The sequence below is a fragment of the Citrobacter sp. RHBSTW-00029 genome (genome assembly GCF_014104295.1).
Lineage (GTDB): Bacteria > Pseudomonadota > Gammaproteobacteria > Enterobacterales > Enterobacteriaceae > Citrobacter > Citrobacter youngae.
In genome coordinates this window covers 3,324,746-3,350,275 of record NZ_JABXRT010000001.1, presented here as the reverse complement: position 1 = coordinate 3,350,275, position 25,530 = coordinate 3,324,746, and the positions used below count along the sequence as shown (strand labels likewise).

General features: G+C 52.2%; 21 protein-coding genes. 11 read left to right on the top strand and 10 right to left on the bottom strand.

Translation table 11 applies throughout. The features are described 5' to 3' along the window. The first annotated feature begins 70 nt into the window (after positions 1 to 70). The 4 genes from lpxC (at position 71) to mutT (ending at position 5,117) form a co-directional block, all read left to right on the top strand. Entirely contained in the window at positions 71 to 988 is a 918-nt protein-coding gene (gene lpxC / locus HV041_RS16340) for a UDP-3-O-acyl-N-acetylglucosamine deacetylase (protein ID WP_003018750.1), read from the top strand. A gap of 410 nt (positions 989 to 1,398) precedes the next feature. After that, complete coding sequence (gene secM, locus HV041_RS16335; protein WP_121584202.1) at positions 1,399 to 1,905, top strand: secA translation cis-regulator SecM; 507 nt, start codon at positions 1,399 to 1,401, stop codon at positions 1,903 to 1,905. Positions 1,906 to 1,965: 60 nt separating this feature from the next. Then, positions 1,966 to 4,671 (top strand): preprotein translocase subunit SecA, encoded by a 2,706-nt coding sequence (gene secA / locus HV041_RS16330; RefSeq protein ID WP_121584203.1) that lies wholly within the window; start codon positions 1,966 to 1,968, stop codon positions 4,669 to 4,671. Between the two features lie 56 nt (positions 4,672 to 4,727). Beyond that, positions 4,728 to 5,117 (top strand): 8-oxo-dGTP diphosphatase MutT, encoded by a 390-nt coding sequence (gene mutT, locus HV041_RS16325; RefSeq protein ID WP_048212688.1) that lies wholly within the window; start codon positions 4,728 to 4,730, stop codon positions 5,115 to 5,117. 87 nt (positions 5,118 to 5,204) lie between these two features. Here the strand turns inward: mutT and yacG are convergent, their stop codons facing one another. Genes yacG through coaE form a run of 3 tightly spaced genes read right to left on the bottom strand, consistent with a single transcriptional unit; the run spans position 5,205 to position 6,772 of the window. Further along, a complete protein-coding gene (yacG, locus tag HV041_RS16320; protein WP_005124648.1) occupies positions 5,205 to 5,399 on the bottom strand; it encodes a DNA gyrase inhibitor YacG in 195 nt (64 codons plus the stop codon). A gap of 9 nt (positions 5,400 to 5,408) precedes the next feature. Further along, positions 5,409 to 6,152, bottom strand: a complete 744-nt coding sequence (zapD, locus tag HV041_RS16315) for a cell division protein ZapD (protein ID WP_048212687.1) — start codon at positions 6,150 to 6,152, stop codon at positions 5,409 to 5,411. After that, on the bottom strand, positions 6,152 to 6,772 hold the full coding sequence (gene coaE, locus HV041_RS16310; protein ID WP_048212686.1) for a dephospho-CoA kinase: 621 nt from the start codon (positions 6,770 to 6,772) through the stop codon (positions 6,152 to 6,154). Before coaE ends, zapD begins: the two co-directional genes overlap by 1 nt. A gap of 225 nt (positions 6,773 to 6,997) precedes the next feature. Between coaE and HV041_RS16305 the strand changes: the two genes are divergently transcribed. Further along, positions 6,998 to 8,041: a GMP reductase gene (locus tag HV041_RS16305; RefSeq protein ID WP_040229985.1), complete on the top strand. Its 1,044-nt coding sequence runs from the start codon at positions 6,998 to 7,000 to the stop codon at positions 8,039 to 8,041. A 107-nt stretch (positions 8,042 to 8,148) separates the two neighbouring features. Here the strand turns inward: HV041_RS16305 and hofC are convergent, their stop codons facing one another. The 4 genes from hofC to nadC all read right to left on the bottom strand — a co-directional run bounded on the left by hofC (position 8,149) and on the right by nadC (position 12,283). After that, positions 8,149 to 9,351, bottom strand: coding sequence for a protein transport protein HofC (gene hofC, locus HV041_RS16300; protein ID WP_121584204.1), 1,203 nt, complete (start codon positions 9,349 to 9,351; stop codon positions 8,149 to 8,151). Then, positions 9,341 to 10,726 carry a type II secretion system protein GspE gene (gspE, locus tag HV041_RS16295; protein WP_121584205.1) on the bottom strand — a complete coding sequence of 462 codons (1,386 nt, stop codon included), beginning with the start codon at positions 10,724 to 10,726 and terminating at the stop codon, positions 9,341 to 9,343. Before gspE ends, hofC begins: the two co-directional genes overlap by 11 nt. 9 nt (positions 10,727 to 10,735) lie before the next feature. After that, entirely contained in the window at positions 10,736 to 11,173 is a 438-nt protein-coding gene (gene ppdD / locus HV041_RS16290) for a prepilin peptidase-dependent pilin (protein ID WP_101741392.1), read from the bottom strand. A gap of 216 nt (positions 11,174 to 11,389) precedes the next feature. Beyond that, positions 11,390 to 12,283 (bottom strand): carboxylating nicotinate-nucleotide diphosphorylase, encoded by an 894-nt coding sequence (gene nadC / locus HV041_RS16285; RefSeq protein WP_048213473.1) that lies wholly within the window; start codon positions 12,281 to 12,283, stop codon positions 11,390 to 11,392. A gap of 87 nt (positions 12,284 to 12,370) precedes the next feature. Here nadC and ampD point away from each other — a divergent pair, with 87 nt between their 5' ends. Both ampD and ampE read left to right on the top strand, forming a co-directional pair. Then, positions 12,371 to 12,934, top strand: a complete 564-nt coding sequence (gene ampD, locus HV041_RS16280) for a 1,6-anhydro-N-acetylmuramyl-L-alanine amidase AmpD (protein ID WP_061067253.1) — start codon at positions 12,371 to 12,373, stop codon at positions 12,932 to 12,934. Then, complete coding sequence (gene ampE, locus HV041_RS16275; protein ID WP_048212681.1) at positions 12,931 to 13,785, top strand: beta-lactamase regulator AmpE; 855 nt, start codon at positions 12,931 to 12,933, stop codon at positions 13,783 to 13,785. The genes ampD and ampE overlap by 4 nt, the downstream gene beginning before the upstream one ends. Before the next feature lie 92 nt (positions 13,786 to 13,877). Here the strand turns inward: ampE and HV041_RS16270 are convergent, their stop codons facing one another. The 3 genes from HV041_RS16270 to aroP form a co-directional block, all read right to left on the bottom strand. After that, positions 13,878 to 14,828 (bottom strand): family 43 glycosylhydrolase, encoded by a 951-nt coding sequence (locus tag HV041_RS16270; protein ID WP_116360679.1) that lies wholly within the window; start codon positions 14,826 to 14,828, stop codon positions 13,878 to 13,880. Then, entirely contained in the window at positions 14,828 to 16,234 is a 1,407-nt protein-coding gene (locus tag HV041_RS16265) for an MFS transporter (protein WP_121584206.1), read from the bottom strand. The genes HV041_RS16270 and HV041_RS16265 overlap by 1 nt, the downstream gene beginning before the upstream one ends. Before the next feature lie 155 nt (positions 16,235 to 16,389). Beyond that, complete coding sequence (aroP, locus tag HV041_RS16260; protein WP_086523581.1) at positions 16,390 to 17,763, bottom strand: aromatic amino acid transporter AroP; 1,374 nt, start codon at positions 17,761 to 17,763, stop codon at positions 16,390 to 16,392. 564 nt (positions 17,764 to 18,327) lie between these two features. On the opposite strand from aroP, the gene pdhR reads away from it, so the two are divergent. The 4 genes from pdhR (at position 18,328) to lpdA (ending at position 25,425) form a co-directional block, all read left to right on the top strand. After that, positions 18,328 to 19,092, top strand: coding sequence for a pyruvate dehydrogenase complex transcriptional repressor PdhR (gene pdhR, locus HV041_RS16255; RefSeq protein WP_003018699.1), 765 nt, complete (start codon positions 18,328 to 18,330; stop codon positions 19,090 to 19,092). A 165-nt stretch (positions 19,093 to 19,257) separates the two neighbouring features. Beyond that, positions 19,258 to 21,921, top strand: coding sequence for a pyruvate dehydrogenase (acetyl-transferring), homodimeric type (aceE, locus tag HV041_RS16250; protein ID WP_115643881.1), 2,664 nt, complete (start codon positions 19,258 to 19,260; stop codon positions 21,919 to 21,921). Positions 21,922 to 21,935: 14 nt separating this feature from the next. Continuing rightward, a complete protein-coding gene (gene aceF, locus HV041_RS16245) occupies positions 21,936 to 23,825 on the top strand; it encodes a pyruvate dehydrogenase complex dihydrolipoyllysine-residue acetyltransferase (RefSeq protein WP_121584207.1) in 1,890 nt (629 codons plus the stop codon). 175 nt (positions 23,826 to 24,000) lie between these two features. Continuing rightward, positions 24,001 to 25,425, top strand: a complete 1,425-nt coding sequence (gene lpdA / locus HV041_RS16240) for a dihydrolipoyl dehydrogenase (RefSeq protein WP_003018686.1) — start codon at positions 24,001 to 24,003, stop codon at positions 25,423 to 25,425. Positions 25,426 to 25,530 lie beyond the last annotated feature (105 nt).

Below are 25,530 nucleotides of genomic sequence, written 5' to 3'. Positions count from 1 at the left end.
TTTGTGCTAAACTGGTCCACCGAATGTATAGTACACTTCGGTTGGATAGGTAATTTGGCGAGATTATACGATGATCAAACAAAGGACTCTTAAACGTATCGTTCAGGCGACTGGTGTCGGTTTACATACCGGCAAAAAAGTCACCCTGACATTACGCCCTGCGCCGGCCAACACCGGGGTCATCTATCGTCGCACCGACTTGAATCCTCCGGTAGATTTCCCGGCCGATGCCAAATCTGTGCGTGATACCATGCTCTGTACGTGTCTGGTCAATGAGCATGATGTGCGGATTTCAACCGTAGAGCACCTGAATGCTGCTCTGGCGGGCTTAGGTATCGATAACATCGTTATTGAAGTTAACGCCCCGGAAATCCCGATCATGGATGGTAGTGCTGCTCCATTCGTCTACCTGCTGCTTGACGCAGGTATTGAAGAACTGAACAGTGCGAAGAAATTTGTCCGCATCAAAGAGACCGTTCGCGTCGAAGATGGCGACAAGTGGGCTGAATTCAAGCCGTTTAATGGTTTCTCGTTGGATTTTACCATCGACTTTAACCATCCGGCGATTGATGCCAGCACGCAGCGCTATGCGATGAACTTCTCTGCTGATGCGTTCATGCGCCAGATCAGCCGTGCGCGTACTTTCGGCTTCATGCGTGATATCGAGTATCTGCAGTCCCGTGGCCTGGCCCTGGGCGGCAGCTTCGATTGTGCCATCGTTGTTGACGATTATCGCGTACTGAACGAAGACGGCCTGCGTTTTGAAGATGAATTCGTTCGTCACAAAATGCTCGACGCGATTGGTGACTTGTTCATGTGTGGTCACAACATTATTGGTGCATTTACCGCGTATAAATCCGGTCATGCATTGAATAACAAACTGTTGCAGGCGGTCCTGGCAAAACAGGAAGCCTGGGAATATGTGACCTTCCAGGACGACGCAGAACTGCCTCTGGCGTTCAAAGCACCTTCGACTGTACTGGCATAATAACTATACACAAAATCATTCAAGTTGCATCAAAGCGGCAACTGAGCGAATCCTCAGGAACGTACGACCAGTACGTGACTGGGGTGAGAGAAGGTAGCCAACAAAGAGGCAGCTTGAAGGATGAAGTGTATATCTGTCGTATAAATTCGACTGGTCAATCTGGCACTCTCTCCGGCCAGGTGAGCCAGTCGTTTTTTTTTATCCTCCGATAGCTCACCGTCTTTTTCGATGCGACTTTTTTCCCGCTGTCAGATTAAAATACAGCGCGATAGCTGCTTTCTTAAGCATATTTAACCACGGCTTGCTGTCATTACTGCTGTGGAGTGCGCGCTTTAATGATAAGATTCGTGCGCAAAAAAAATGTTTTGCATTCGTAACCCCAAATGCAGGGTATATCAGGTGGCAAAAACGTGAGTGGAATACTGACGCGTTGGCGACAGTTAGGCAGACGGTACTTCTGGCCGCATCTCTTATTAGGGATGGTCGCGGCAAGTTTTGGCCTGCCCGCGATCGGTAATGCCGCTGAACCGAATACGCCCGCGAAAGCGACCGCCAGCAACCACGATCAATCCGCTAAGGTTAACTTTAGCCAGCTTGCTTTGCTGGAAGCCACTAACCGTCGCCCGAATTTTACTGTCGATTACTGGCATCAACATGCCATTCGTACGGTTATCCGCCATCTTTCTTTTGCCATGGCGCCTCAGGCGTTGCCTGTTGCCGAAGAGCCGTTGCCAATCCAGGCGCACCATCTTGCGTTACTGAATACGCTCAGCGCGATGCTGACGCAAGAAGGCACTCCGCCCGCGACAGTAAGTCGCGTGACATACGCCCACTTTACTTCTCAGGCCGCGTTTAGCGTTCCGGTCTGGATCAGCCAGCTGCAGGGTATCCGCGCTGGTCCTCAACGCCTCAGCTAAAAAAGAACCTTCCAACTTATAATTTTTGACTCCGCATCGCGGGGCGTTTGAGATTTTATTATGCTAATCAAATTATTAACCAAAGTATTCGGTAGCCGTAACGAGCGTACGCTGCGTCGTATGCGTAAAGTGGTCAATGTCATCAACGCGATGGAACCGGAGATGGAAAAACTCTCCGATGATGAACTGAAAGCGAAGACCGCTGAATTCCGCGCCCGTCTGGAAAAAGGTGCCAGCGTTGAGAGCCTGATCCCGGAAGCGTTCGCAGTGGTGCGTGAAGCGAGTAAACGCGTGTTCGGTATGCGCCACTTCGACGTTCAGCTGCTGGGCGGTATGGTGCTTAACGATCGCTGCATCGCGGAAATGCGTACTGGTGAAGGTAAAACCCTGACCGCGACGCTGCCAGCCTACCTGAATGCATTAAGCGGGAAGGGCGTACACGTGGTTACTGTGAACGACTACCTGGCTCAGCGTGATGCCGAAAATAACCGCCCGCTGTTTGAATTCCTCGGCATGACCGTTGGTATCAACATGTCTGGCCTGCCAGCGCCAGCCAAGCGTGAAGCCTACAACGCCGATATTACTTACGGTACCAACAACGAATACGGCTTTGACTACCTGCGCGACAACATGGCGTTTAGCCCGGAAGAGCGCGTTCAGCGTAAACTGCATTATGCGCTGGTCGATGAAGTCGACTCCATCCTGATCGATGAAGCACGTACTCCGCTGATCATTTCCGGCCCGGCTGAAGATAGCTCGGAAATGTACAAGAAAGTGAACAAAATCATTCCAAACCTGATCCGTCAGGAGAAGGAAGATTCTGACACATTCCAGGGCGAAGGCCACTTCTCTGTCGATGAGAAATCGCGCCAGGTTAACCTTACCGAACGTGGTCTGGTTCTGATTGAAGAACTGCTGGTGAAAGAAGGCATTATGGATGAAGGCGAGTCGTTGTACTCTCCGGGCAACATTATGCTGATGCACCACGTGACTGCCGCACTGCGTGCGCACGTGCTGTTTACCCGCGATGTTGACTACATCGTGAAAGACGGCGAAGTTATCATCGTTGATGAACACACCGGCCGTACCATGCAGGGGCGTCGCTGGTCCGATGGTCTGCACCAGGCTGTTGAAGCTAAAGAAGGCGTAGAGATCCAGAACGAGAACCAGACGCTGGCATCTATTACCTTCCAGAACTACTTCCGTTTGTACGAAAAACTGGCCGGTATGACCGGTACAGCAGATACCGAAGCCTTTGAATTTAGCTCCATCTACAAGCTGGATACCGTAGTTGTACCAACTAACCGTCCGATGATCCGTAAGGATTTACCGGATCTGGTGTACATGACCGAAGCGGAAAAAATTCAGGCCATTATCGAAGATATTAAAGAGCGTACCGCGAATGGTCAGCCGGTGCTGGTGGGGACTATCTCCATTGAAAAATCTGAAGTGGTCTCTAACGAGCTGACCAAGGCAGGCATCAAACATAACGTGCTGAACGCCAAGTTCCACGCTAACGAAGCAGCAATCGTCGCACAGGCGGGCTATCCTTCAGCCGTGACCATTGCCACTAACATGGCGGGTCGTGGTACGGATATCGTGCTGGGCGGTAGCTGGCAGGCAGAAGTCGCCGAGCTGGAAAATCCGACAGAAGAACAAATCGCACAGATTAAAGCTGACTGGCAGGTGCGTCACGACGCGGTGTTGGCCTCCGGTGGTTTGCACATCATTGGTACCGAACGTCATGAATCTCGCCGTATCGATAACCAGCTGCGTGGCCGTTCCGGTCGTCAGGGGGATGCGGGTTCTTCTCGTTTCTACCTGTCGATGGAAGATGCGCTGATGCGTATTTTTGCCTCCGACCGCGTGTCTGGCATGATGCGTAAATTGGGTATGAAGCCAGGTGAAGCGATTGAACATCCATGGGTAACCAAAGCGATTGCTAACGCGCAGCGTAAAGTAGAAAGCCGCAACTTCGATATTCGTAAACAGCTGTTGGAATACGATGACGTTGCCAACGATCAGCGTCGTGCCATCTACAGCCAGCGTAATGAACTGCTGGATGTGTCCGACGTTAGCGAAACCATCAACAGCATTCGCGAAGATGTCTTCAAAGCCACCATTGATGCGTATATTCCGCCGCAGTCCCTGGAAGAAATGTGGGATATTCCGGGTCTGCAGGAACGTTTGAAAAACGATTTCGACCTCGAGATGCCGATTTCAGAGTGGCTGGATAAAGAGCCTGAGCTGCACGAAGAAACGCTGCGCGAACGTATTCTGGCAAACGCCGTAGAAGTTTATCAGCGTAAAGAAGATGTTGTGGGCGCAGAGATGATGCGTCACTTCGAAAAAGGCGTGATGCTGCAAACTCTCGACTCCTTGTGGAAAGAGCACCTTGCGGCGATGGACTATCTGCGTCAGGGTATCCACCTGCGTGGTTATGCGCAAAAAGATCCGAAGCAGGAATATAAACGCGAATCCTTCTCTATGTTTGCATCAATGCTGGAATCACTGAAGTACGAAGTGATCAGCACCCTGAGCAAAGTTCAGGTGCGTATGCCTGAAGAAGTAGAAGCGATGGAGCAGCAGCGTCGCGAAGATGCTGAGCGTTTAGCGCAGATGCAGCAGCTGAGCCACAAAGATGATGATTCTGCTGCGGCAGAAGAGCTGGCGGCACAAACCGGCGATCGTAAAGTGGGTCGTAACGATCTGTGCCCTTGCGGTTCCGGTAAAAAATACAAACAGTGCCATGGCCGTCTGAGCTAAGAAAATAACTCACTGAAAAGGCGCAGAATTCTGCGCCTTTTTTATGGACGATAAATATGAAAGTACTGCAAATCGCTGTTGGAATTATTCGTAATAAGCACAACGAGATTTTTATCACTCAGCGTGCCGCCGATGCTCATATGGCAAATAAGCTGGAGTTCCCCGGCGGAAAAATAGAAGCGGGCGAAACGCCGGAACAGGCGCTGGTTCGCGAGCTACAGGAAGAAGTTGGTATTACGCCGACTCAAAGCTCATTGTTCGAAAAGCTGGAGTATCAGTTTCCGGACAGACATATAACGCTGTGGTTCTGGCTGGTTGAAAGCTGGGAAGGAGAGCCATGGGGAAAAGAGGGGCAGCCAGCGCAGTGGATTGCGCAAGCCGCTCTGAATGCGCAGGATTTCCCGCCCGCGAATGCGCCGGTCATTGAAAAGTTGATTGCTGGCTAATGGTGTTGTAGGCCGGATAAGGCAACGCCGCATCCGGCAAATTATTGCGGGGACGCAACGCTTATCCGGCCTGCCGTTGTCGCTGAATTACTTCTGCTCTTCGCTCCAGTCATCGCTTTCTGACAGATCGCCGGAGCTTGGGATACGCTTCTCTTCCGCGGCCCATTCACCCAGGTCGATTAACTGACAACGTTTGCTGCAGAATGGACGAAACGGACTGACTTCTGCCCACACGACTGCTTTACCGCAGGTTGGGCAGTTTACGATAGTTTGTTCAGACATCTTAACTCCTTAACAGCACGCCAGATCGAAATCGAGGCGCTCAGGCACCTGACCATTCTCGCTATCCAGTGGCATAAAGCGAATGGCAAAGCGGCTCTTATGACCCGATATTTGCGGATAAAGCTGCGAAGCGAGCGGCAACTGTAAACGCAGTAGGTCTGCATCATCGCCGTTGTCCTGGTAAAAACCATTCAGGCTGGTTTGCTTACGAAACGGTGCTGAGTTGCGGATTAAATCCAGGACCAGAGACAATGCCTGGTTGAGCGGGTTCAGGCTGGCAAGCCAGGTCTCAACCTGTGTGTCACGCTGAGTCTGTGACAGATGCAGCCAGATATGTAAAGTCGGCAAATCAAAACTGCAGCATCCGCCGGGAATACTTAAACGCTGACGAACAAGGCCAATCAGACGGTCTTCACGCAGGGTTTGTCCGATGCGCGGGGCAGAAATCAGAATACTGCCCGCACTTTTTAATTGCTGACGTAAAGAGTCGATTCTGCTTTGATCGACGCCCGGAACTTCAACCCAGGCCTGAAGTTTTCGCTGCTGTCTTTCCAGCTCTTTGAGGAGTTCAGTACGGACTTCGCCACGTTCAAATACATCCAGTAAATCCCCCACATTGCGGAAAAAATGCAGTGCACCTGCGTGATCCACAATGGGCAAATTAATGGAGAGTTGTTGGATCAGAAACTCAATGCGCAACCATGTACGCATCTTCTCATTGAGAGGGTGTTCAAAAAGGACCTGGGTGTGCATTACGGTTTTTCCTGTGAGACAAACTGCGACGCGAATTGCAAATAGAGTGCGTGCAGGCGGGCGACATCCGAGACGATAGCATCCGGTGCGCCATTATTATCAATAACATCATCTGCCACGGCAAGGCGTGCTTCACGTGTTGCCTGGGCAGCCAAAATTTGTTCAACGTGCTCGCGCGTAACATCATCGCGCTGCATGGTTCGCCTGAGTTGAGTCTCAGGGGTGACATCCACGACGAGTACACGATCGGCTTTTTTATACAGCGCGTTTTCTACCAACAAGGGGACGACCCATAACAGATAAGGAGAGGTCGCTTGCTGAAACTGACGCTGTGTTTCCTGCTGAATAAGTGGGTGGAGCAAGGCATTTAGCCATTTTTTCTCATCAGGATCGGAAAAAATGCGTTCGCGTAAAATGCGTCGCTGCAACGATCCGTCCGTGGCTATCACCTCGGAACCAAAATGTTCTGCAATCGCCTTAAGGGCGGGTGTGCCGGGTTCAACCACCTGGCGCGCAATAATATCTGCATCAATGATGTTTATTCCGAGGTCAGCGAACGCATTTGCAACGGTACTTTTACCACTGCCAATGCCGCCGGTTAAGGCTACCGTATACCTCATAGATGCAGATCCTGGAGTTTAAGTTTGATTATCAAACAGTTAAAAGTTAAGCGTGCGAAGGCGAGGCTGCTGCAGGATTAACCTACTATTCGCCAGGTAAATTTATGGGATTGTAGCGTAAAAAAAGAGAATTTCGCAGTCTTGCGCGGCATTGATTAGTGCGTATGATAGCGTCACTGGAGTTGTGAGTTTCGATTTTTCGCCATTAACCCCAGGAATCCGCACATGCGTATCGAAGAAGATCTGAAGTTAGGTTTCAAAGACGTTCTTATCCGCCCTAAGCGTTCTACTCTCAAAAGTCGTTCCGATGTTGAACTGGAACGTCAATTCACCTTTAAACATTCAGGTCAGACCTGGTCCGGCGTGCCGATTATCGCCGCGAACATGGACACCGTTGGGACGTTTGCCATGGCAACGGCGCTTGCCTCCTTCGACATCCTGACCGCTGTGCATAAACACTATTCTGTTGAAGACTGGGCCGCTTTCATTGCAGATTCCTCAGCCGATGTACTGAAACACGTGATGGTTTCAACCGGGACGTCGGACACTGATTTCGAAAAAACCAAACAGATTCTGGCACTGAATCCAGCGCTGAACTTTATCTGCATTGATGTGGCAAATGGCTATTCAGAGCACTTTGTTCAGTTTGTGTCGAAAGCACGTGCGGCCTGGCCGACAAAAACGATCTGTGCTGGCAACGTGGTCACCGGCGAGATGTGTGAAGAACTGGTGCTTTCCGGTGCTGATATCGTCAAAGTGGGCATTGGCCCAGGTTCTGTATGTACCACCCGCGTAAAAACTGGCGTTGGCTATCCGCAGCTTTCTGCCGTCATTGAATGTGCTGATGCAGCGCACGGCCTGGGTGGCATGATTGTCAGCGACGGTGGCTGCACAATGCCGGGTGATGTGGCAAAAGCGTTTGGCGGTGGTGCGGACTTCGTGATGCTCGGCGGCATGCTGGCCGGCCATGAAGAAAGCGGCGGTAAAATCGTTGAAGAGAACGGTGAGAAATTCATGCTGTTCTACGGTATGAGCTCTGAGTCTGCTATGACGCGCCATGTTGGTGGTGTTGCTCAGTATCGTGCCGCTGAAGGTAAAACCGTTAAGCTGCCTCTGCGCGGCCCGGTTGATAATACCGCTCGCGATATCCTTGGCGGACTGCGTTCTGCTTGTACTTATGTCGGTGCATCCCGTCTGAAAGAGCTGACCAAACGTACAACGTTTATTCGTGTACAGGAACAAGAAAACCGCGTTTTCAATAGCCTGTAAGAACAGGTCGTACTGTTAAACGCCTGATGGCGCACAGCTTATCAGGCCTACGCTCATGCTCTGTGTAGGCCTGATAAGGCGTTTATGCCGTCATCCGACATTTAAATTTATCCCACACCACTCATTGCATCTCCCAGATGAAAAATCGGTAGATACATTGCCACAACCAGCGTACCGATAATCAACCCCGTAATGACAAGCAAGGCTGGCTCAAGTAATGACGCCAAATTTTCGGCCTGAGATAGCGTGTACTCGCTGTGATGTCGGGCGAGGTTTTGCAACATCGCATCCAGAGAGCCGGAAGCTTCACCGGTTCTCACCAGTTGCAAGCAAAGCGGACTAAATTCACCGCTATTTTTAAGCGCCAGCCATACCGGCTTCCCGGCACTGATATCGTGATGCACCTGTGCCAAACGTTGGGACCAATAAGGGCAGTTAAGGGTTTCAGTGACACTCTCCAGACCTTGCAGAAAGGGAATGCCCGCGTTTTGTGTTAATGCCAGTACGGTGAAGATCTGTGTAAGTTTTTGCCCCCTGACCATCGGCCCGATGATGGGGAAGTGCAGCAGTGTTTTCTGACGCAGAATAAGCCAGTAGGGTTTCTGCTTTATCAATCCGTATGTTGTTCCCAGCACCAGGCATAGCAACCCTGCCAGCCATCCCCATCGACTGCTGTAGTGTGCCGCGGCCATAATCCACTGAGTGAGCGTCGGTAGCGGGGTGTTGAACGTGCGATAGATGGCGGCAAATTCAGGTAACACAAAATGCAGCATCGCCAGCACGACCATTATCGCCATGGCAAGAATGATAATGGGGTAGCGTAGTGCTTTTTTGACTTTATCAGCGAGTTGCTGTTGGTTTTTTTGCTGACGGGCAAGTTCAAAGCAGCAGTCGTCCAGTTTGCCCGTTAGTTCTCCGGTGCGGATCATTGCCTGGTACAGCGGGGGAAATACGTGTTGCCACCGCGAAAGCGAGGCTGACAGCGCAATGCCTTGTTCCATATCGTAAGCCAGCGTGCGCAGTAATGCCTGCCACTGGTTGCTGGGATGCTGTTCAGCGAGCAGAGTTAACCCAGCGGAAAGCGTCAATCCCGCTTTAAGCAGTGTTGCCAACTGGCGTATGGCTTCGGCACTGTTTGCTCTGCTCCAGTGCGAGGTTTTAACGCGCATCCGGTTAATGTGAATTGGCGTAATCTGCTGCTGTTCGAGCACAAACAGGAGCGATGGTCGGGTATCAGCCCATAGCATCCCTGCTACAGGTTGACCTTCGTGGGTTATTCCTTGCCAGCGCCAGAGGTGTTTAGTTGGCATGGGGCGTGCCCAGTACGCGGATCAGTTCTTCAAATGTCGTTAACCCTTGTTCCACCGCCTGACAGCCATCCTCGAAAAGAGTACTCATACCGGCTTGCTGAGCATCCGATTCCACAACGTCTGCGGATGAACCATCGGCAATACGTTGCCGCAACGCAGGCGTAATGGGCAGTACTTCAAACAGAGCGGTTCGACCATAAAACCCGTGATAGCAGTGTTGGCAACCGGGTGCCTGCCAACGCGGTAGTGGCGTGGGCCAAAGTGTTGCCGGGAGTGTTATGGGAGTATCAAGTCGTCGCCGACAATGTGGGCATAATTTTCTGACTAATCGCTGCGCAACTATTAATGTCAGCGCGGAGGCAATCATCCAGCGTGCCACCCCCATTTGCTGCAGGCGTATCAGTGTTTCACTGGTGGAATTGGTATGCAGTGTCGAAAGAACCAAATGACCGGTTTGTGCGGCTTTCAGGGCAATCTCAGCTGTTTCGCCGTCGCGGATTTCGCCTACCATAATAATGTCGGGATCCTGGCGCAGTAGTGCACGTAATACACCCTGAAAATTAAGTCCGGCGCGAGGATGGATTTGTGTCTGATTGAGTCCTTCAATGGGGATCTCGACCGGATCTTCTACGCTACAGAGATTCACATCGGGGGTGTTTCGGGTTTGTAGCGCACTGTACAGGGTAACCGTTTTGCCGCTCCCGGTCGGCCCGGTGACCAGAATCAAACCCTGTGGTTGCTGTAATGCTTGTGAAAACGCAGCCAACTGTGCCTCATGCATGCCCAGTGCGTTGACCTCCAGCGTTTGATTAACCTGATGAAGCAGGCGTAGCACTACTTTTTCACCCCATCGGCAAGGCAGCGTGGCGATGCGAAACGAAATGGGGTCACCTGAAATCTCCACGGTAAATTGTCCATCTTGCGGGAGTCGGTGCTCGGCAATATCCAGACTGCCTAATACCTTTAATCTTGCAGCGAGAGCAATGCCCATCTCGGTTGTGACTTCCGGTAATGTGTGTAGTACGCCATCCACACGTATCCTGATCCGGTAGTGATTCTCCGCAGGTTCAATATGAATATCAGAAGCCCGTTGTGCCAACGCGGATTGAAAAGCATGGTTCAACAACCCTGCGGCAGTTGCGCTGCTTTCTGTGATGATGGCCGGGAGCATTTTACGCGGCGCGTGTGTGTGGCCCTCCATTTGCTGACGCGTCCAGCACACAATATCGATGCGTCGGGTCGTGGCAAAATGCAATGCATCCAGCAGTTCGTGGGAAGGGGCATCCACAACGGCGATATGCACCGCGTCATTGTCTGCATCCAGTAATATGGCCTGATAGCGCTGGCACAGCGCCGTTAGTTGGGTGGTATTCATCTCTTTTCCTTAGTTGGCATCAAAACGAAAAACGTCTTCGCAAGCCTGTTGCAGCGCGCTGTCATTCTGGATAGCGCAGTTGCGATTCCAGCCCGTTATGCCGTTGGCGTTGTCCCAACCCGGCGTCATGGTGATGCTTAGCCCGTTCAGGCTTTCCTGCCCGCTGAGGCTGACCACGCCTTTTTCCACGCTCATACCTGAGACATAGCGGGTGGTGGTCACTGAGGGGATGCCATTTGTTCCGGCATCACAGGTTTCTGTTCCGCCGTGCTCCAGCGCGCAGAGTTCGACGGCAGTACGGTAGGGGACAAAGGTTTGCAGCATGTCTGTCAGCGCGGCTTTGCGCAGATAGTTTTGATAAGCGGGGATACCGATAGCGCTGAGGATGGCAATGATGCCAATGACCACCATCAGTTCGATAAGCGTGAAGCCTCGTTGTTTGTCCATTGTTGATTTGCTCCTTGAGTTAGCTGGCGCTACTTTGGCAAATCGAAGGGATTTTAGGCGAGGGGCAAAAAATAGAACGAGAAGGCCGGTTCAGATGAATGTTACGAAATTACAGAATCAGACAACGTATTTGCGAAGATGCTCGAATAAACTGCCGATCGGCGGCGGGGCTGTAGGCCCGATACGCGAAGCGCCATCGGGCAGAACAGTCAGCGATTAGCGAAAACGCATCGAGAGGTCGAGTGCGCGAACGTGCTTGGTCAGCGCGCCCACAGAGATGAAATCCACGCCGGTTTCCGCGAATTCGCGTAGCGTTTCATAGGTGACGTTACCAGATACTTCCAGACGCGCCTGGCCGTTGGTACGTTTGACCGCTTCGCGCATTTGGTCGGTTTCGAAATTGTCGAGCATGATGATGTCCGCCCCGGCTTTCAGCGCGTCGTCCAGTTCATCCAGGCTTTCTACTTCGACTTCAACCGGCACATCCGGGTGCAGCCAGAAGGCTTTTTCTACGGCCTGTTTCACCGAACCAGACGCAATAATGTGGTTTTCCTTGATCAGGAAAGCGTCAGAAAGCCCCAGACGATGATTTGCGCCGCCGCCGCACAATACCGCGTATTTCAGCGCCGTACGCAGCCCAGGCAGGGTTTTACGCGTATCCAGCAGCTGGGTTTTTGTCCCCGCCAATAGGTCGACGTATTTACGGACTTCACTCGCTACGCCAGACAGCGTTTGCACAAAGTTGAGTGCGGTACGTTCACCGGTCAGCAGTACGCGGGAAGGGCCGTCCAGTTCAAACAGCGGCTGATTAGCCTTAATGCTGTCGCCATCTTCGACATGCCAGGTGACGCTGACATCATCGCCAGCCAGTTGAATAAAGACCTCTTCCACCCAACGCTTCCCACAAAAAACGCCATCTTCACGGGTGATTACGGTAGCGTGGGAGCGCATATCTTCGGGTAAAAGCTGTGCGGTGATATCGTTATTGGCATCAACTTCTCCGCCTAAATCTTCACGCAGCGCCTGAGCGACAGCGGCAGGGATATCCAGATTTATGCGTTCCAACAGCGCGTCACGTCGGTAGTCAGGGTTATAGCGGCGAGGCGGCATGATAAAACTCCAAATTGCTAACGAATCATAAGGTGGAAACATGCTACCCTGAACCTGATATGAGCACCACCAATAAGGAGATTCTGCATGTTGTTAGACGAGGGCTGGCTGGCAGAGGCGCGACGCGTTCCCTCTCCGCATTACGATTGCCGCCCGGATGACGAAACCCCTTCTCTGCTGGTGGTGCATAATATCAGCCTGCCACCCGGTGAATTTGGCGGCCCATGGATCGACGCGCTGTTTACGGGCACGATTGATCCCAATGCCCATCCTTATTTTGCCGGAATCGCCCATTTGCGCGTTTCTGCCCATTGTCTGATCCGCCGTGATGGTGAGATCGTGCAGTATGTCCCCTTTGATAAACGCGCCTGGCATGCCGGCGTCTCGAGCTATCAGGGCCGCGAACGCTGTAATGATTTCTCAATTGGTATTGAGCTTGAAGGGACGGATACGCTGGCTTATACCGATGCGCAGTACCAGCAACTGGCTGCCGTGACGCAGACGCTGATTCAGCGTTATCCGGCGATTGCCAGTAACATGACTGGGCATTGCAATATTGCGCCCGAGCGTAAGACCGATCCCGGCCCCTCATTTGACTGGGCAAGGTTTCGCGCCCTGGTCACCCCCTCGTCACACAAGGAGATGACATGACGCTGTTTACAACATTACTGGTGTTGATTGTTGAACGCCTGTTTAAGCTGGGTGAGCACTGGCAGCTTGATCACCGGGTTGAAGCTCTTTTCCGTCGGGTTAAGCATTTCTCGATGATGCGTACGGTAGGCATGGCCCTGGTTGCGATGGGGGTGACGTTCCTGCTGCTGCGCGCACTCCATGGGCTGCTGTTTAACGTGCCCTTGCTGGTGGCGTGGATCTTAATTGGCCTGCTGTGCATCGGCGCTGGCAAGACGCGTCTTCATTATCATGCCTATCTGAACGCGGCGGCTCGCGATGACGCTCACGCCCGTGAGGCGATGGCCAGCGAATTGACGCTGATTCATGGCGTGCCGCCGGACTGCGATGAGCGTGAGTTTTTGCGTGAACTGCAGAACGCGCTGTTATGGAACAACTTTCGCTTTTATCTGGCGCCGTTATTCTGGCTGATCGTCGGTGGTCCGTGGGGACCGGTGACGCTGGTGGGTTATGCTTTTTTACGTGCCTGGCAGTCCTGGCTGGCGCGCTATCAGACGCCGCATCAGCGTCTGCAATCGGGTATCGATGCAATTCTGCATGTGCTGGACTGGATCCCGGTGCGCCTGGCGGGCGTGGTCTATGCGCTGTTAGGACACGGCGAGAAAGCGCTACCGGCCTGGTTTGCCTCGCTTGCGGATATGCATACTTCGCAGTATCAGGTGTTGACGCGCCTGGCGCAGTTCTCGCTGGCGCGCGAACCCCATACCGATAAAGTCGAAACGCCAAAAGCTGCCGTTTCGATGGCGAAGAAAACTTCGTTTGTGGTGGTGGTGGTCATTGCGCTGCTGACCATTTATGGGGCATTAGTATAGCGTTGTGCCGGATGGCGCCAACGCTTATCCGACCTACAATGAAAAAACGTGTAGGCCTGGTAAGCGTTAGCGCTACCGGACAGTGCAACGGCTTAGTTCGTATCAGCAGGCGGCACGCCAAAATCTGGCATGCCGTTTTCGCCCCAACGCACGAGTTTCAGACGAGTGTGGCGGTTTGGGTCGTACAGCGGATCGCCTTCGATTTCGGTGTAATTTCTCGCGTGGTACACCAGCACATCTTCACCTTCCGGCGTTTGCGTAAAGCTGTTGTGTCCTGGGCCGAACTGGCGGTTTTCGTAGCTGGTGGTAAAGACCGGGCGCGGTGATTTGTGCCAGTTCTGCGGGTTGAGTGGATCGGCGTTGAGGTCAATCCACAATAATCCCATACAGTAATTCTCATCGGTGGCGCTGGCGGAATAGCTGATGAACAGCTTGTCGCCGTGAACCATGACGGCCGGACCTTCGTTGACCCAAAAACCCCGGCATTCCCAGTCATATTCTGGATGGCTGAGCATCACTGGCTCGCCTTTAATCGTCCATGGATTTTCCAGCTCAGCGAGGTAGATATTGGAGTTCCCGGCGATATCGGGCGATTTCTGCGCCCACAGATACCACTGTTTTCCCTGATGGTTAAAGGTTGTGGCATCAAGCGCGAAGGTATCAAACTGGGTTTTAATTTGCCCCTTTTCAACCCACTTACCACTTAGCGGATCGGCATCTGCGCACTCCAACGCAAACATGCGATGCTGGAACATACCCAACGTATCGAGCGCCTGAGTGTGCGTGGCCGCAAAGTAGATGTACCACTTACCTGCCAGATGATGGATTTCAGGCGCCCAGATGAGTTGGCTCATAGGGCCGCTGTCCGGTTTGTGCCAGACAACAACGGGTTCCGCGGTGCGTAATTCCCCCAGAGAGTCTGCCCGGCGGATCTCCAGGCGATCGTATTCGGGCACTGAAGCAATGAAATAGTAGTGGCTACCGTCACGTAAAATAAACGGGTCGGCACGTTGTTCAATAAAGGGGTTAGGCCACTGATTCATCAGGCTTTCCTTACGGTTTCAGTTGTTTTTATCTCGTGGTATTCATTCAGTTCACGGTAATTGGCGCGGCGCTTTTCTAAATCTGTCTGGATTTGCTGCATGAACTCGCGGTCAACCTTCAGCAGGCGAACCACGCCTGCAGTAATCAGGTAGCCTACGCCCGGAATAATAGTGAACAACAGCATAATGCCGTTAATCGCGGAGTCGCTTTGCGCTTTAGCGCCTGCATCGTAGCCGTACCAGGAAAGCAGGAAGCCCACCATCGCGCCGGCAATCGCCAGCCCCAGTTTCAGGAAGAACAGGTTGCCGGAGAAGCTGATCCCGGTGATGCGTTTACCGGTTTTCCACTCGCCGTAGTCATCGACATCCGCCATCAGCGACCAGTGCAGCGGGGATGGGATCTGATGCAGGATGTTGAGCAGGAAGTAGAGCACCATAATCATCATGGTTGCTTTCGGATCGAAGAAGTAAAATGCGACGGAGAAAATCGCCAGGATGATGTTGGTCCAGAAGAAGACTTTCAGTTTGCACCAGCGATCGGTTAATACCTTCGCGAGCATACTGCCGATCATCATGCCGACAACGCCAAGGCTGATAAACAACGTTGCGAACTGTGTGCTTTGCTGCATAACCCAGGTGACGTAGTACATGGTGGCGGCCATACGAATAAAGCCCGGACAGACGTTGCACAAGGTTAATAGCAGGATTTTCACCCACTGATCGTTCTTCCACACGTCTTTCAGATCGGCTTTCAAATCGTCGTTCGTGGGTACCGCAGGGCGTACACGTTCGCGCACGGTCGCGAAACAAAACAGGAACATGCACATACCAATGAAAGCCAGCACGGCCATCGCCATCTGATAGCCTTTGGCTTTATCTTCCCCGCCAAACCAGTCTGCCATTGGCAGTAGCGTGAGTGAGAGTAGCAGAGTTGCAATCCCGACCAGCACGAAGCGATACGACTGGCAGGCGACGCGTTCTTTCGGATCGTTGGTGATGACGCTACCAAGTGAACAGTAGGGAATGTTAATTGCTGTATAGGTAATAGAGAGCAGGAAGTAGGTGACAAACGCATAGATAACTTTGCTGTTATACGTCCACTCCGGAGTGGTAAACATCAATACGCTGAATAATGCGTAGGGGAAAGCCATCCACAGAAGCCATGGACGAAACCGACCATATTTACTGCGGGTACGATCGGCCATTGCACCCATGATAGGGTCAGTAACGGCATCAATAACGCGTACAGAAAGCAGCAATACGCCGACAAGTGCAGGCGCAAGACCAAAAATATCTGTGTAAAAATAGTTAACAAACAGCATGATAGCGCCGAATATGATGTTGCATCCGGCATCGCCCATTCCATAGCCGATCTTTTCTTTCACCGACAGCTTTCTGGTTTCCATCAAGCGCACTCCATTAATGTGATATGGAGAGAATTATTGTCTGGTGTTGGTGTTTTTGCGTTGCAGGATAGCGCCGCTGATATGGACTAAACAGTCATCTGTGGGAAAGTGTGAGGCAGGTAACAACCCCCACCTGGTGCAGGTGGGGGGAAGGATTAATGCGCTTTCACGGCACCGGCCGTTTTCTGTTTGCACAGATAGCCAATGCCAAGAATGGCAATCCATACCGGGATCAGGTACACAGAGATCGCCATGCCCGGCGTCATCAGCATAATCACCAGTACTGCAGCCATGAAAATCAGGCACACCCAGTTACCCAGCGGATAGAGCAGTGCCGGGAAGCGGGTGGTAACCCCCTGCTGCTGTTTTGCTTTGCGGAACTTCATGTGCGCCAGGCTGATCATTGCCCAGTTGATCACCAGGGCGGAAACCACCAGCGCCATCAGCAGGCCAAAGGCGGATTCTGGCGCCAGATAGTTGATCAGCACACATAGAGCCGTAACCAGCGCGGAAACCAGAATGGTGTTCACCGGTACGCCGCGTTTGTCGACGTTCATCAGCGCTTTTGGCGCGTTGCCCTGTTGAGCCAGGCCGAACAGCATACGGCTGTTACAGTAGACACAGCTGTTATAGACAGAAAGGGCAGCGGTCAGCACCACGATGTTCAGCGCATTGGCAACAAAGGTGTCGCCCAGTTCGTGGAAAATAAGGACAAACGGGCTGGTATCAGCCGTAACACGCGTCCATGGCATCAGGGAAAGCAGTACAGCCAGCGAACCCACATAGAAAATCAGGATACGGTAAATGACCTGGTTGGTGGCTTTAGGAATGCTTTGCTCCGGGTTATCGGCTTCTGCTGCGGTGATCCCGACCAGCTCCAGCCCACCGAAAGAGAACATAATAATCGCCATCATCATTACCAAACCGGTGAAGCCGTGCGGCAGGAAGCCACCCTGGTCCCACAGGTTACTGACGCTGGCCTGCGGCCCGCCGTTGCCGCTGAATAGCAGCCAGCCGCCGAAGATGATCATCGCGACTACGGCAATGACTTTAATAATGGCAAACCAGAACTCCATCTCACCGAACACTTTCACATTGGTGAGGTTAATGGCGTTAATAATCACGAAGAAGGCGGCCGCAGAGGCCCAGGTTGGGATCTCCGGGTACCAGAACTGAATGTATTTACCCACGGCCGTCAGCTCAGCCATGGCAACCAAAACGTACAGCACCCAGTAGTTCCAGCCAGAGGCGAAACCTGCGAAACTGCCCCAGTATTTATAAGCAAAGTGGCTAAAGGAGCCTGCTACCGGCTCTTCAACCACCATTTCACCTAGCTGACGCATAATTAAAAAGGCGATAAATCCGGCGATAGCGTAACCCAGAATAATACCCGGCCCTGCAGACTGAATAACGGATGCGCTCCCGAGGAATAACCCGGTACCAATCGCGCCACCCAGCGCGATAAGCTGTATATGGCGGTTTTTAAGGCCGCGCTTTAGCTGATCGCCATGCTGTTGACTTTCCATCATGAAACCTCGTGTGTGGTTTTACTCTTCATCTTTCGAGTACTTATATTTTGAACCACGCAGTGACGCGTGTGTAAGTTTGCAATTCCGTTTGTTGTATTAATTTATTTACAGTAATGAATTATGAAATGTTGCCTAAAGACTTTTGTCTTGATCAGAATAATGTTATGCGAGCGCGAATGCACCTGCTTTATGCGGCGTGAGAGACGAGTTGAATAAAAAGAAACCATTTGTAAGCGCGAGTTTATCTACCACAAAATTTCCAATTTGAATTTTTATTCGAAAATAGTGATTGATAAATCGATAAATAAGCAGGTGAATCGGTTCAGATAATATATTTTTTCGTTTCAATTCGGTTAAAACTACCTCGGGATGGGTAAATTTAACATTTGTGCATAGTTACATGTTTGAAACGTTATTTCTGTAATGTTGTTAAAATATGCCTCCTTTACTGATTTCAATCAAAACCTGTATGGACAGAAGGTGAATACTTTGTTACTTTAGCGTCAAGAACATGAAATTGGTAAGACCAATTGACTCCGGGCAAATGGCTTAAGACAGGAAATCATGGCCTACAGCAAAATCCGCCAACCAAAACTCTCCGATGTGATTGAGCAGCAGCTGGAGTTTTTAATTCTTGAGGGGACACTTCGCCCCGGAGAAAAACTCCCACCGGAACGCGAGCTGGCAAAACAGTTCGACGTCTCCCGCCCCTCCTTACGCGAGGCGATCCAACGCCTTGAAGCGAAGGGGTTACTGCTTCGTCGTCAGGGTGGTGGCACTTTTGTTCAGAGCAGCCTGTGGCAAAGCTTTAGCGACCCACTGGTAGAGCTGCTCTCCGACCATCCTGAATCCCAGTTTGACCTGCTTGAGACGCGCCATGCGCTGGAAGGTATTGCTGCCTATTACGCTGCACTGCGCAGCACGGATGAAGACAAAACGCGAATCCGTGAACTCCACCATGCGATCGAGCTGGCTCAACAGTCCGGCGATCTTGACGGCGAATCTGATGCGGTACTGCAGTATCAAATTGCTGTCACCGAAGCGGCACATAATGTGGTGCTGCTCCATTTGCTAAGGTGTATGGAGCCGATGCTGGCCCAGAACGTTCGGCAAAACTTCGAATTGCTGTATGCGCGTCGCGAGATGCTGCCGCTGGTAAGCAGTCACCGTACCCGTATCTTTGAAGCAATTATCGCCGGGAAGCCGGAGGAGGCGCGTGAAGCGTCGCACCGTCACCTGGCCTTTATCGAAGAGATCCTGCTGGACAGAAGCCGTGAGGAAAGCCGTCGTGAACGCGCCTTACGCCGTCTGGAGCAACGAAAGAATTAGTGATTTTTCTGGCAGAACGTTAACCAGAAGATGTTGTAAATCAAGCGCCATATAAAGTGCGCGGCAACTAAACGCAGAACCTGTCTTATTGTGCTCTCGCGAGCGAGAACACAATGGGACAGGTTCCAGATAACTCAACGTATTAGATAGATAAGGAATACCCCCATGTCAGAACGTTTCCCAAATGACGTGGATCCGATCGAAACTCGCGACTGGCTACAGGCGATCGAATCGGTCATCCGTGAAGAAGGTGTTGAGCGTGCTCAGTATCTGATCGACCAACTGCTTTCAGAAGCCCGCAAAGGCGGCGTGAAAGTAGCGGCAGGTGCAGGGGCCAGCAATTATGTAAACACTATTGCCGTTGAAGATGAACCGGAATACCCGGGCAATCTGGAGCTGGAACGTCGTATTCGTTCTGCTATCCGCTGGAACGCCATCATGACCGTACTGCGTGCGTCTAAAAAGGACCTCGAGCTGGGTGGCCACATGGCATCCTTCCAGTCCTCCGCAACGGTATATGACGTTTGTTTCAACCACTTCTTCCGTGCACGCAATGAGCAGGATGGCGGCGACCTGATTTACTTCCAGGGCCACATCTCTCCGGGCATCTACGCTCGCGCATTCCTGGAAGGTCGTCTGACTGAAGAGCAGATGAACAACTTCCGTCAGGAAGTACATGGCAAAGGCCTGTCTTCCTACCCGCACCCGAAACTGATGCCTGAATTCTGGCAGTTCCCGACCGTATCTATGGGTCTGGGCCCAATCGGTGCTATCTACCAGGCTAAATTCCTGAAGTATCTGGAACACCGTGGCCTGAAAGATACCTCTAAACAAACCGTTTACGCCTTCCTGGGCGACGGTGAGATGGACGAGCCAGAATCTAAAGGTGCGATCACCATCGCCACCCGTGAAAAACTGGACAACCTGGTCTTTGTTATCAACTGTAACCTGCAGCGTCTTGACGGCCCGGTCACCGGTAACGGCAAGATTGTTAACGAACTGGAAGGCATCTTCGCAGGTGCTGGCTGGAATGTTATCAAAGTCATGTGGGGCGGTCGTTGGGATGAGCTGCTGCGTAAAGACACCAGCGGTAAACTGATCCAACTGATGAACGAAACCGTTGATGGCGACTACCAGACCTTCAAATCCAAAGACGGCGCATACGTACGTGAGCACTTCTTCGGTAAATACCCGGAAACCGCAGCGCTGGTTGCTGACTGGACTGACGAGCAGATTTGGGCTCTGAACCGCGGTGGTCACGATCCGAAGAAAGTCTACGCTGCACTGAAAAAAGCGCAGGAAACCAAAGGCAAAGCAACTGTAATCCTCGCCCATACCATCAAAGGTTACGGCATGGGTGACACCGCCGAAGGTAAAAACATCGCTCACCAGGTTAAGAAAATGAACATGGACGGCGTACGTTACATCCGCGACCGTTTCAACGTTCCTGTGACCGATGAGCAGGTTGAAAACCTGTCTTACATCACCTTCCCGGAAGGTTCTGAAGAGCACACCTATCTGCACGCTCAGCGTCAGAAACTGCACGGCTACCTGCCTGCTCGTCAGCCGAACTTCACCGAGAAGCTGGAACTGCCGGCTCTGGAAGACTTCGGTGCGCTGCTGGAAGAGCAGAACAAAGAAATCTCCACCACTATCGCTTTCGTTCGTGCCCTGAACGTGATGCTGAAGAACAAGTCGATCAAAGATCGTCTGGTGCCGATCATCGCTGACGAAGCGCGTACTTTCGGTATGGAAGGTCTGTTCCGTCAGATCGGTATCTACAGCCCGAACGGTCAGCAGTACACCCCGCAGGACCGTGAGCAGGTTGCTTACTATAAAGAAGACGAGAAAGGTCAGATCCTGCAGGAAGGTATCAACGAGCTGGGTGCTGGCGCATCCTGGCTGGCTGCTGCGACCTCTTACAGCACCAACGATCTGCCGATGATCCCGTTCTACATTTACTACTCCATGTTCGGGTTCCAGCGTATCGGTGACCTGTGCTGGCAGGCTGGCGACCAACAGGCTCGCGGCTTCCTGATCGGTGGTACTTCCGGTCGTACGACGCTTAACGGCGAAGGTCTGCAGCACGAAGATGGTCACAGCCATATTCAGTCTCTGACTATCCCGAACTGTATCTCTTACGATCCGTCTTACGCGTACGAAGTTGCGGTCATCATGCACGATGGTCTGGAGCGTATGTACGGTGAGAAACAAGAGAACGTTTACTACTACATCACCACGCTGAACGAAAACTACCACATGCCGGCAATGCCAGCAGGTGCCGAGGAAGGTATCCGTAAAGGTATCTACAAACTCGAAACCCTCGAAGGTAAGAAAGGTAAAGTTCAGCTGCTGGGCTCCGGTTCTATCCTGCGTCACGTCCGTGAAGCAGCACAGATCCTGGCGAACGACTACGGCGTAGGCTCTGACGTGTACAGCGTGACTTCCTTCACTGAACTGGCGCGTGATGGCCAGGATTGTGAGCGCTGGAACATGCTGCACCCGATGGAAACGCCGCGCGTTCCGTACATCGCTCAGGTGATGAACGACGCTCCGGCAGTAGCATCTACTGACTATATGAAACTGTTTGCCGAACAGGTTCGTACTTATGTACCGGCTGATGATTATCGCGTACTGGGTACTGACGGTTTCGGTCGCTCTGACAGCCGTGAAAACCTGCGTCACCACTTCGAAGTTGATGCTTCCTATGTGGTTGTAGCGGCCCTGGGCGAACTGGCTAAACGTGGCGAAATCGATAAGAAAGTGGTTGCTGACGCAATCACCAAATTCAACATCGATGCAGATAAAGTTAACCCGCGTCTGGCGTAAGAGGTAAAAGAATAATGGCTATCGAAATCAATGTACCGGACATCGGGGCTGATGAAGTTGAAATCACCGAGATCCTGGTCAAAGTAGGCGACAAAGTTGAAGCTGAACAGTCGCTGATCACCGTAGAAGGCGACAAAGCCTCTATGGAAGTTCCGTCTCCTCAGGCTGGTATCGTTAAAGAGATCAAAGTCTCTGTTGGCGATAAAACTGAGACCGGCAAACTGATCATGATTTTCGATTCCGCCGACGGTGCAGCAGCAGCTGCACCTGCTCCGGCAGAAGAGAAGAAAGAAGCGGCTCCGGCAGCAGCACCTGCTGCAGCAGCGGCGAAAGAAGTACACGTACCGGACATCGGTGGTGACGAAGTTGAAGTTACCGAGATCATGGTTAAAGTGGGCGACACCGTTGCGGCTGAACAGTCTCTGATCACCGTAGAAGGCGACAAGGCTTCCATGGAAGTTCCAGCGCCGTTCGCGGGCGTGGTGAAAGAGATCAAAATCAACACCGGCGACAAAGTGTCTACCGGCTCCCTGATTATGGTCTTCGAAGTGGCGGGCGCAGCGCCTGCTGCAGCACCGGCTCAGGCGGCTGCTCCAGCAGCAGCGGCGGCTCCGGCTGCTTCCGGTTCGAAAGAAGTTAACGTACCGGATATCGGCGGTGACGAAGTGGAAGTCACTGAAGTGATGGTTAAAGTGGGCGATAAAATTGCCGCTGAGCAGTCACTGATCACCGTTGAAGGCGATAAAGCGTCAATGGAAGTTCCGGCACCGTTCGCGGGTACCGTAAAAGAAATCAAAATCAGCACCGGCGACAAAGTTAAAACCGGTTCTCTGATTATGGTCTTCGAAGTCGAAGGCGCAGCACCGGCTGCTGCCCCTGCACAAGCTGCTGCTCCGGCTCCGGCCGCTGCACCTGCACCTGTTGCAGCACCGGCTCCGGCCGCGAAAGCAGAAGGCAAATCTGAATTTGCTGAGAACGACGCTTACGTCCACGCTACGCCGCTGATTCGTCGCCTGGCGCGCGAATTTGGTGTTAACCTGGCGAAAGTGAAAGGATCTGGCCGCAAAGGTCGTATCCTGCGTGAAGACGTTCAGGCTTACGTGAAAGACGCTATCAAGCGTGCTGAAGCGGCTCCGGCTGCAGCAGCAGGCGGCGGTATCCCGGGCATGCTGCCTTGGCCGAAAGTGGACTTCAGCAAGTTTGGTGAAATCGAAGAAGTGGAACTGGGCCGTATCCAGAAAATCTCGGGTGCTAACCTGAGCCGTAACTGGGTGATGATCCCGCACGTTACTCACTTCGATAAGACCGATATCACCGATCTGGAAGCGTTCCGTAAACAGCAGAACGCCGAAGCTGAAAAACGTAAACTGGACGTGAAATTCACCCCAGTAGTCTTCATCATGAAAGCCGTTGCCGCAGCTCTGGAACAGATGCCGCGCTTCAACAGCTCCCTGTCTGAAGACGGTCAGCGCCTGACCCTGAAGAAATACATCAACATCGGTGTGGCGGTAGATACGCCGAATGGTCTGGTTGTTCCGGTCTTCAAAGACGTGAACAAGAAGAGTATTACCGAGCTGTCTCGTGAACTGACCGTGATCTCCAAGAAAGCGCGTGATGGCAAGCTGACTGCTGGCGAAATGCAGGGCGGTTGCTTCACCATCTCCAGCATCGGTGGCCTGGGTACTACCCACTTCGCGCCGATTGTGAACGCGCCGGAAGTGGCTATCCTCGGTGTCTCCAAGTCCTCTATGGAGCCAGTGTGGAACGGTAAAGAGTTTATGCCGCGTCTGATGATGCCGATTTCGCTCTCCTTCGACCACCGTGTAATTGACGGTGCTGATGGTGCGCGCTTTATCACCATCATCAACAACATGCTGTCTGACATTCGCCGCCTGGTGATGTAAGCGAAAAAGCCGGCCCGACGGCCGGCTTTTTTCTGGTAATCTCATGAAGTCAGTGAGGTTATTGTGCGAAAGACAAATCGGTTGCCGTTTGTTGTTTCAAAATTGTTAACAATTTTGTAAAATACGGGCGGATAGAACGACCCGGTGGACGACGGGTATAAATTAAGAGGTCATGATGAGCACTGAAATCAAAACTCAGGTCGTGGTACTTGGGGCAGGCCCTGCAGGTTACTCTGCTGCCTTCCGTTGCGCAGATTTAGGTCTGGAGACCGTCATCGTAGAACGTTACAGCACCCTTGGTGGTGTTTGTCTGAACGTCGGCTGTATCCCTTCTAAAGCGCTGCTGCACGTAGCAAAAGTTATCGAAGAAGCCAAAGCGCTGGCTGAACACGGTATCGTTTTTGGCGAGCCGAAAACTGATATCGACAAGATTCGTACCTGGAAAGAAAAAGTTATCACTCAACTGACCGGCGGTCTGGCGGGTATGGCCAAAGGCCGTAAAGTGAAAGTGGTTAACGGTCTGGGTAAATTTACCGGGGCGAACACCCTGGAAGTTGAAGGCGAAAACGGCAAAACCGTGATCAACTTCGACAACGCAATCATCGCGGCGGGTTCCCGTCCGATCGAACTGCCGTTTATTCCGCATGAAGATCCGCGCGTGTGGGATTCCACCGATGCACTGGAACTGAAAACTGTTCCTAAGCGCCTGCTGGTTATGGGCGGCGGTATCATCGGTCTGGAAATGGGTACCGTGTACCATGCGCTGGGTTCAGAGATCGACGTGGTTGAAATGTTCGACCAGGTTATCCCGGCTGCCGATAAAGACGTGGTTAAAGTCTTCACCAAGCGCATCAGCAAGAAATTCAACCTGATGCTGGAAACCAAAGTGACCGCCGTTGAAGCGAAAGAAGACGGTATCTACGTTTCCATGGAAGGCAAAAAAGCGCCTGCTGAAGCTCAGCGTTACGATGCTGTGCTGGTGGCTATCGGTCGTGTACCGAACGGTAAAAACCTCGATGCGGGCAAAGCTGGCGTGGAAGTTGATGACCGTGGCTTCATCCGCGTTGACAAACAGCTGCGCACCAATGTGCCGCACATCTTTGCTATCGGCGATATCGTCGGTCAGCCGATGCTGGCGCACAAAGGTGTTCACGAAGGTCACGTTGCCGCTGAAGTTATCGCCGGTAAGAAACACTACTTCGATCCGAAAGTTATTCCATCCATCGCGTACACTGAACCAGAAGTTGCATGGGTTGGCCTGACTGAGAAAGAAGCGAAAGAAAAAGGCATCAGCTACGAAACCGCCACCTTCCCGTGGGCTGCTTCTGGCCGTGCTATCGCTTCCGACTGCGCGGATGGTATGACCAAACTGATTTTCGACAAAGAATCTCACCGTGTTATCGGTGGTGCGATTGTCGGTACCAACGGCGGCGAGCTGCTGGGCGAAATCGGTCTGGCGATCGAAATGGGCTGTGACGCTGAAGACATCGCGCTGACCATCCACGCGCACCCGACTCTGCACGAATCTGTGGGCTTGGCGGCAGAAGTGTTCGAAGGTAGCATCACCGACCTGCCAAACCCGAAAGCGAAGAAGAAGTAATCTTCCCGCTTTTGTGAAAACGCCTCTTCGGAGGCGTTTTTTTTGCCTTAAGATTCACCGCAATTTTCCCGGCAGTCTCTTAATGACGAGACAACCAATGCGTTG

Coding starts and splice junctions, on each gene's coding strand:
- ampD (WP_061067253.1), top strand. CDS start 12,371: ATGTTGTTAGACGAGGGCTGGCTGGCAGAGGCGCGACGCGTTCCCTCT.
- nadC (WP_048213473.1), bottom strand. CDS start 12,283: ATGCCGCCTCGCCGCTATAACCCTGACTACCGACGTGACGCGCTGTTG.
- HV041_RS16305 (WP_040229985.1), top strand. CDS start 6,998: ATGCGTATCGAAGAAGATCTGAAGTTAGGTTTCAAAGACGTTCTTATC.
- secA (WP_121584203.1), top strand. CDS start 1,966: ATGCTAATCAAATTATTAACCAAAGTATTCGGTAGCCGTAACGAGCGT.
- pdhR (WP_003018699.1), top strand. CDS start 18,328: ATGGCCTACAGCAAAATCCGCCAACCAAAACTCTCCGATGTGATTGAG.
- ppdD (WP_101741392.1), bottom strand. CDS start 11,173: ATGGACAAACAACGAGGCTTCACGCTTATCGAACTGATGGTGGTCATT.
- ampE (WP_048212681.1), top strand. CDS start 12,931: ATGACGCTGTTTACAACATTACTGGTGTTGATTGTTGAACGCCTGTTT.
- gspE (WP_121584205.1), bottom strand. CDS start 10,726: ATGAATACCACCCAACTAACGGCGCTGTGCCAGCGCTATCAGGCCATA.
- aroP (WP_086523581.1), bottom strand. CDS start 17,763: ATGATGGAAAGTCAACAGCATGGCGATCAGCTAAAGCGCGGCCTTAAA.
- aceE (WP_115643881.1), top strand. CDS start 19,258: ATGTCAGAACGTTTCCCAAATGACGTGGATCCGATCGAAACTCGCGAC.
- aceF (WP_121584207.1), top strand. CDS start 21,936: ATGGCTATCGAAATCAATGTACCGGACATCGGGGCTGATGAAGTTGAA.
- hofC (WP_121584204.1), bottom strand. CDS start 9,351: ATGCCAACTAAACACCTCTGGCGCTGGCAAGGAATAACCCACGAAGGT.
- HV041_RS16270 (WP_116360679.1), bottom strand. CDS start 14,828: ATGAATCAGTGGCCTAACCCCTTTATTGAACAACGTGCCGACCCGTTT.
- zapD (WP_048212687.1), bottom strand. CDS start 6,152: ATGCACACCCAGGTCCTTTTTGAACACCCTCTCAATGAGAAGATGCGT.
- lpdA (WP_003018686.1), top strand. CDS start 24,001: ATGAGCACTGAAATCAAAACTCAGGTCGTGGTACTTGGGGCAGGCCCT.
- mutT (WP_048212688.1), top strand. CDS start 4,728: ATGAAAGTACTGCAAATCGCTGTTGGAATTATTCGTAATAAGCACAAC.
- lpxC (WP_003018750.1), top strand. CDS start 71: ATGATCAAACAAAGGACTCTTAAACGTATCGTTCAGGCGACTGGTGTC.
- HV041_RS16265 (WP_121584206.1), bottom strand. CDS start 16,234: ATGGAAACCAGAAAGCTGTCGGTGAAAGAAAAGATCGGCTATGGAATG.
- yacG (WP_005124648.1), bottom strand. CDS start 5,399: ATGTCTGAACAAACTATCGTAAACTGCCCAACCTGCGGTAAAGCAGTC.
- coaE (WP_048212686.1), bottom strand. CDS start 6,772: ATGAGGTATACGGTAGCCTTAACCGGCGGCATTGGCAGTGGTAAAAGT.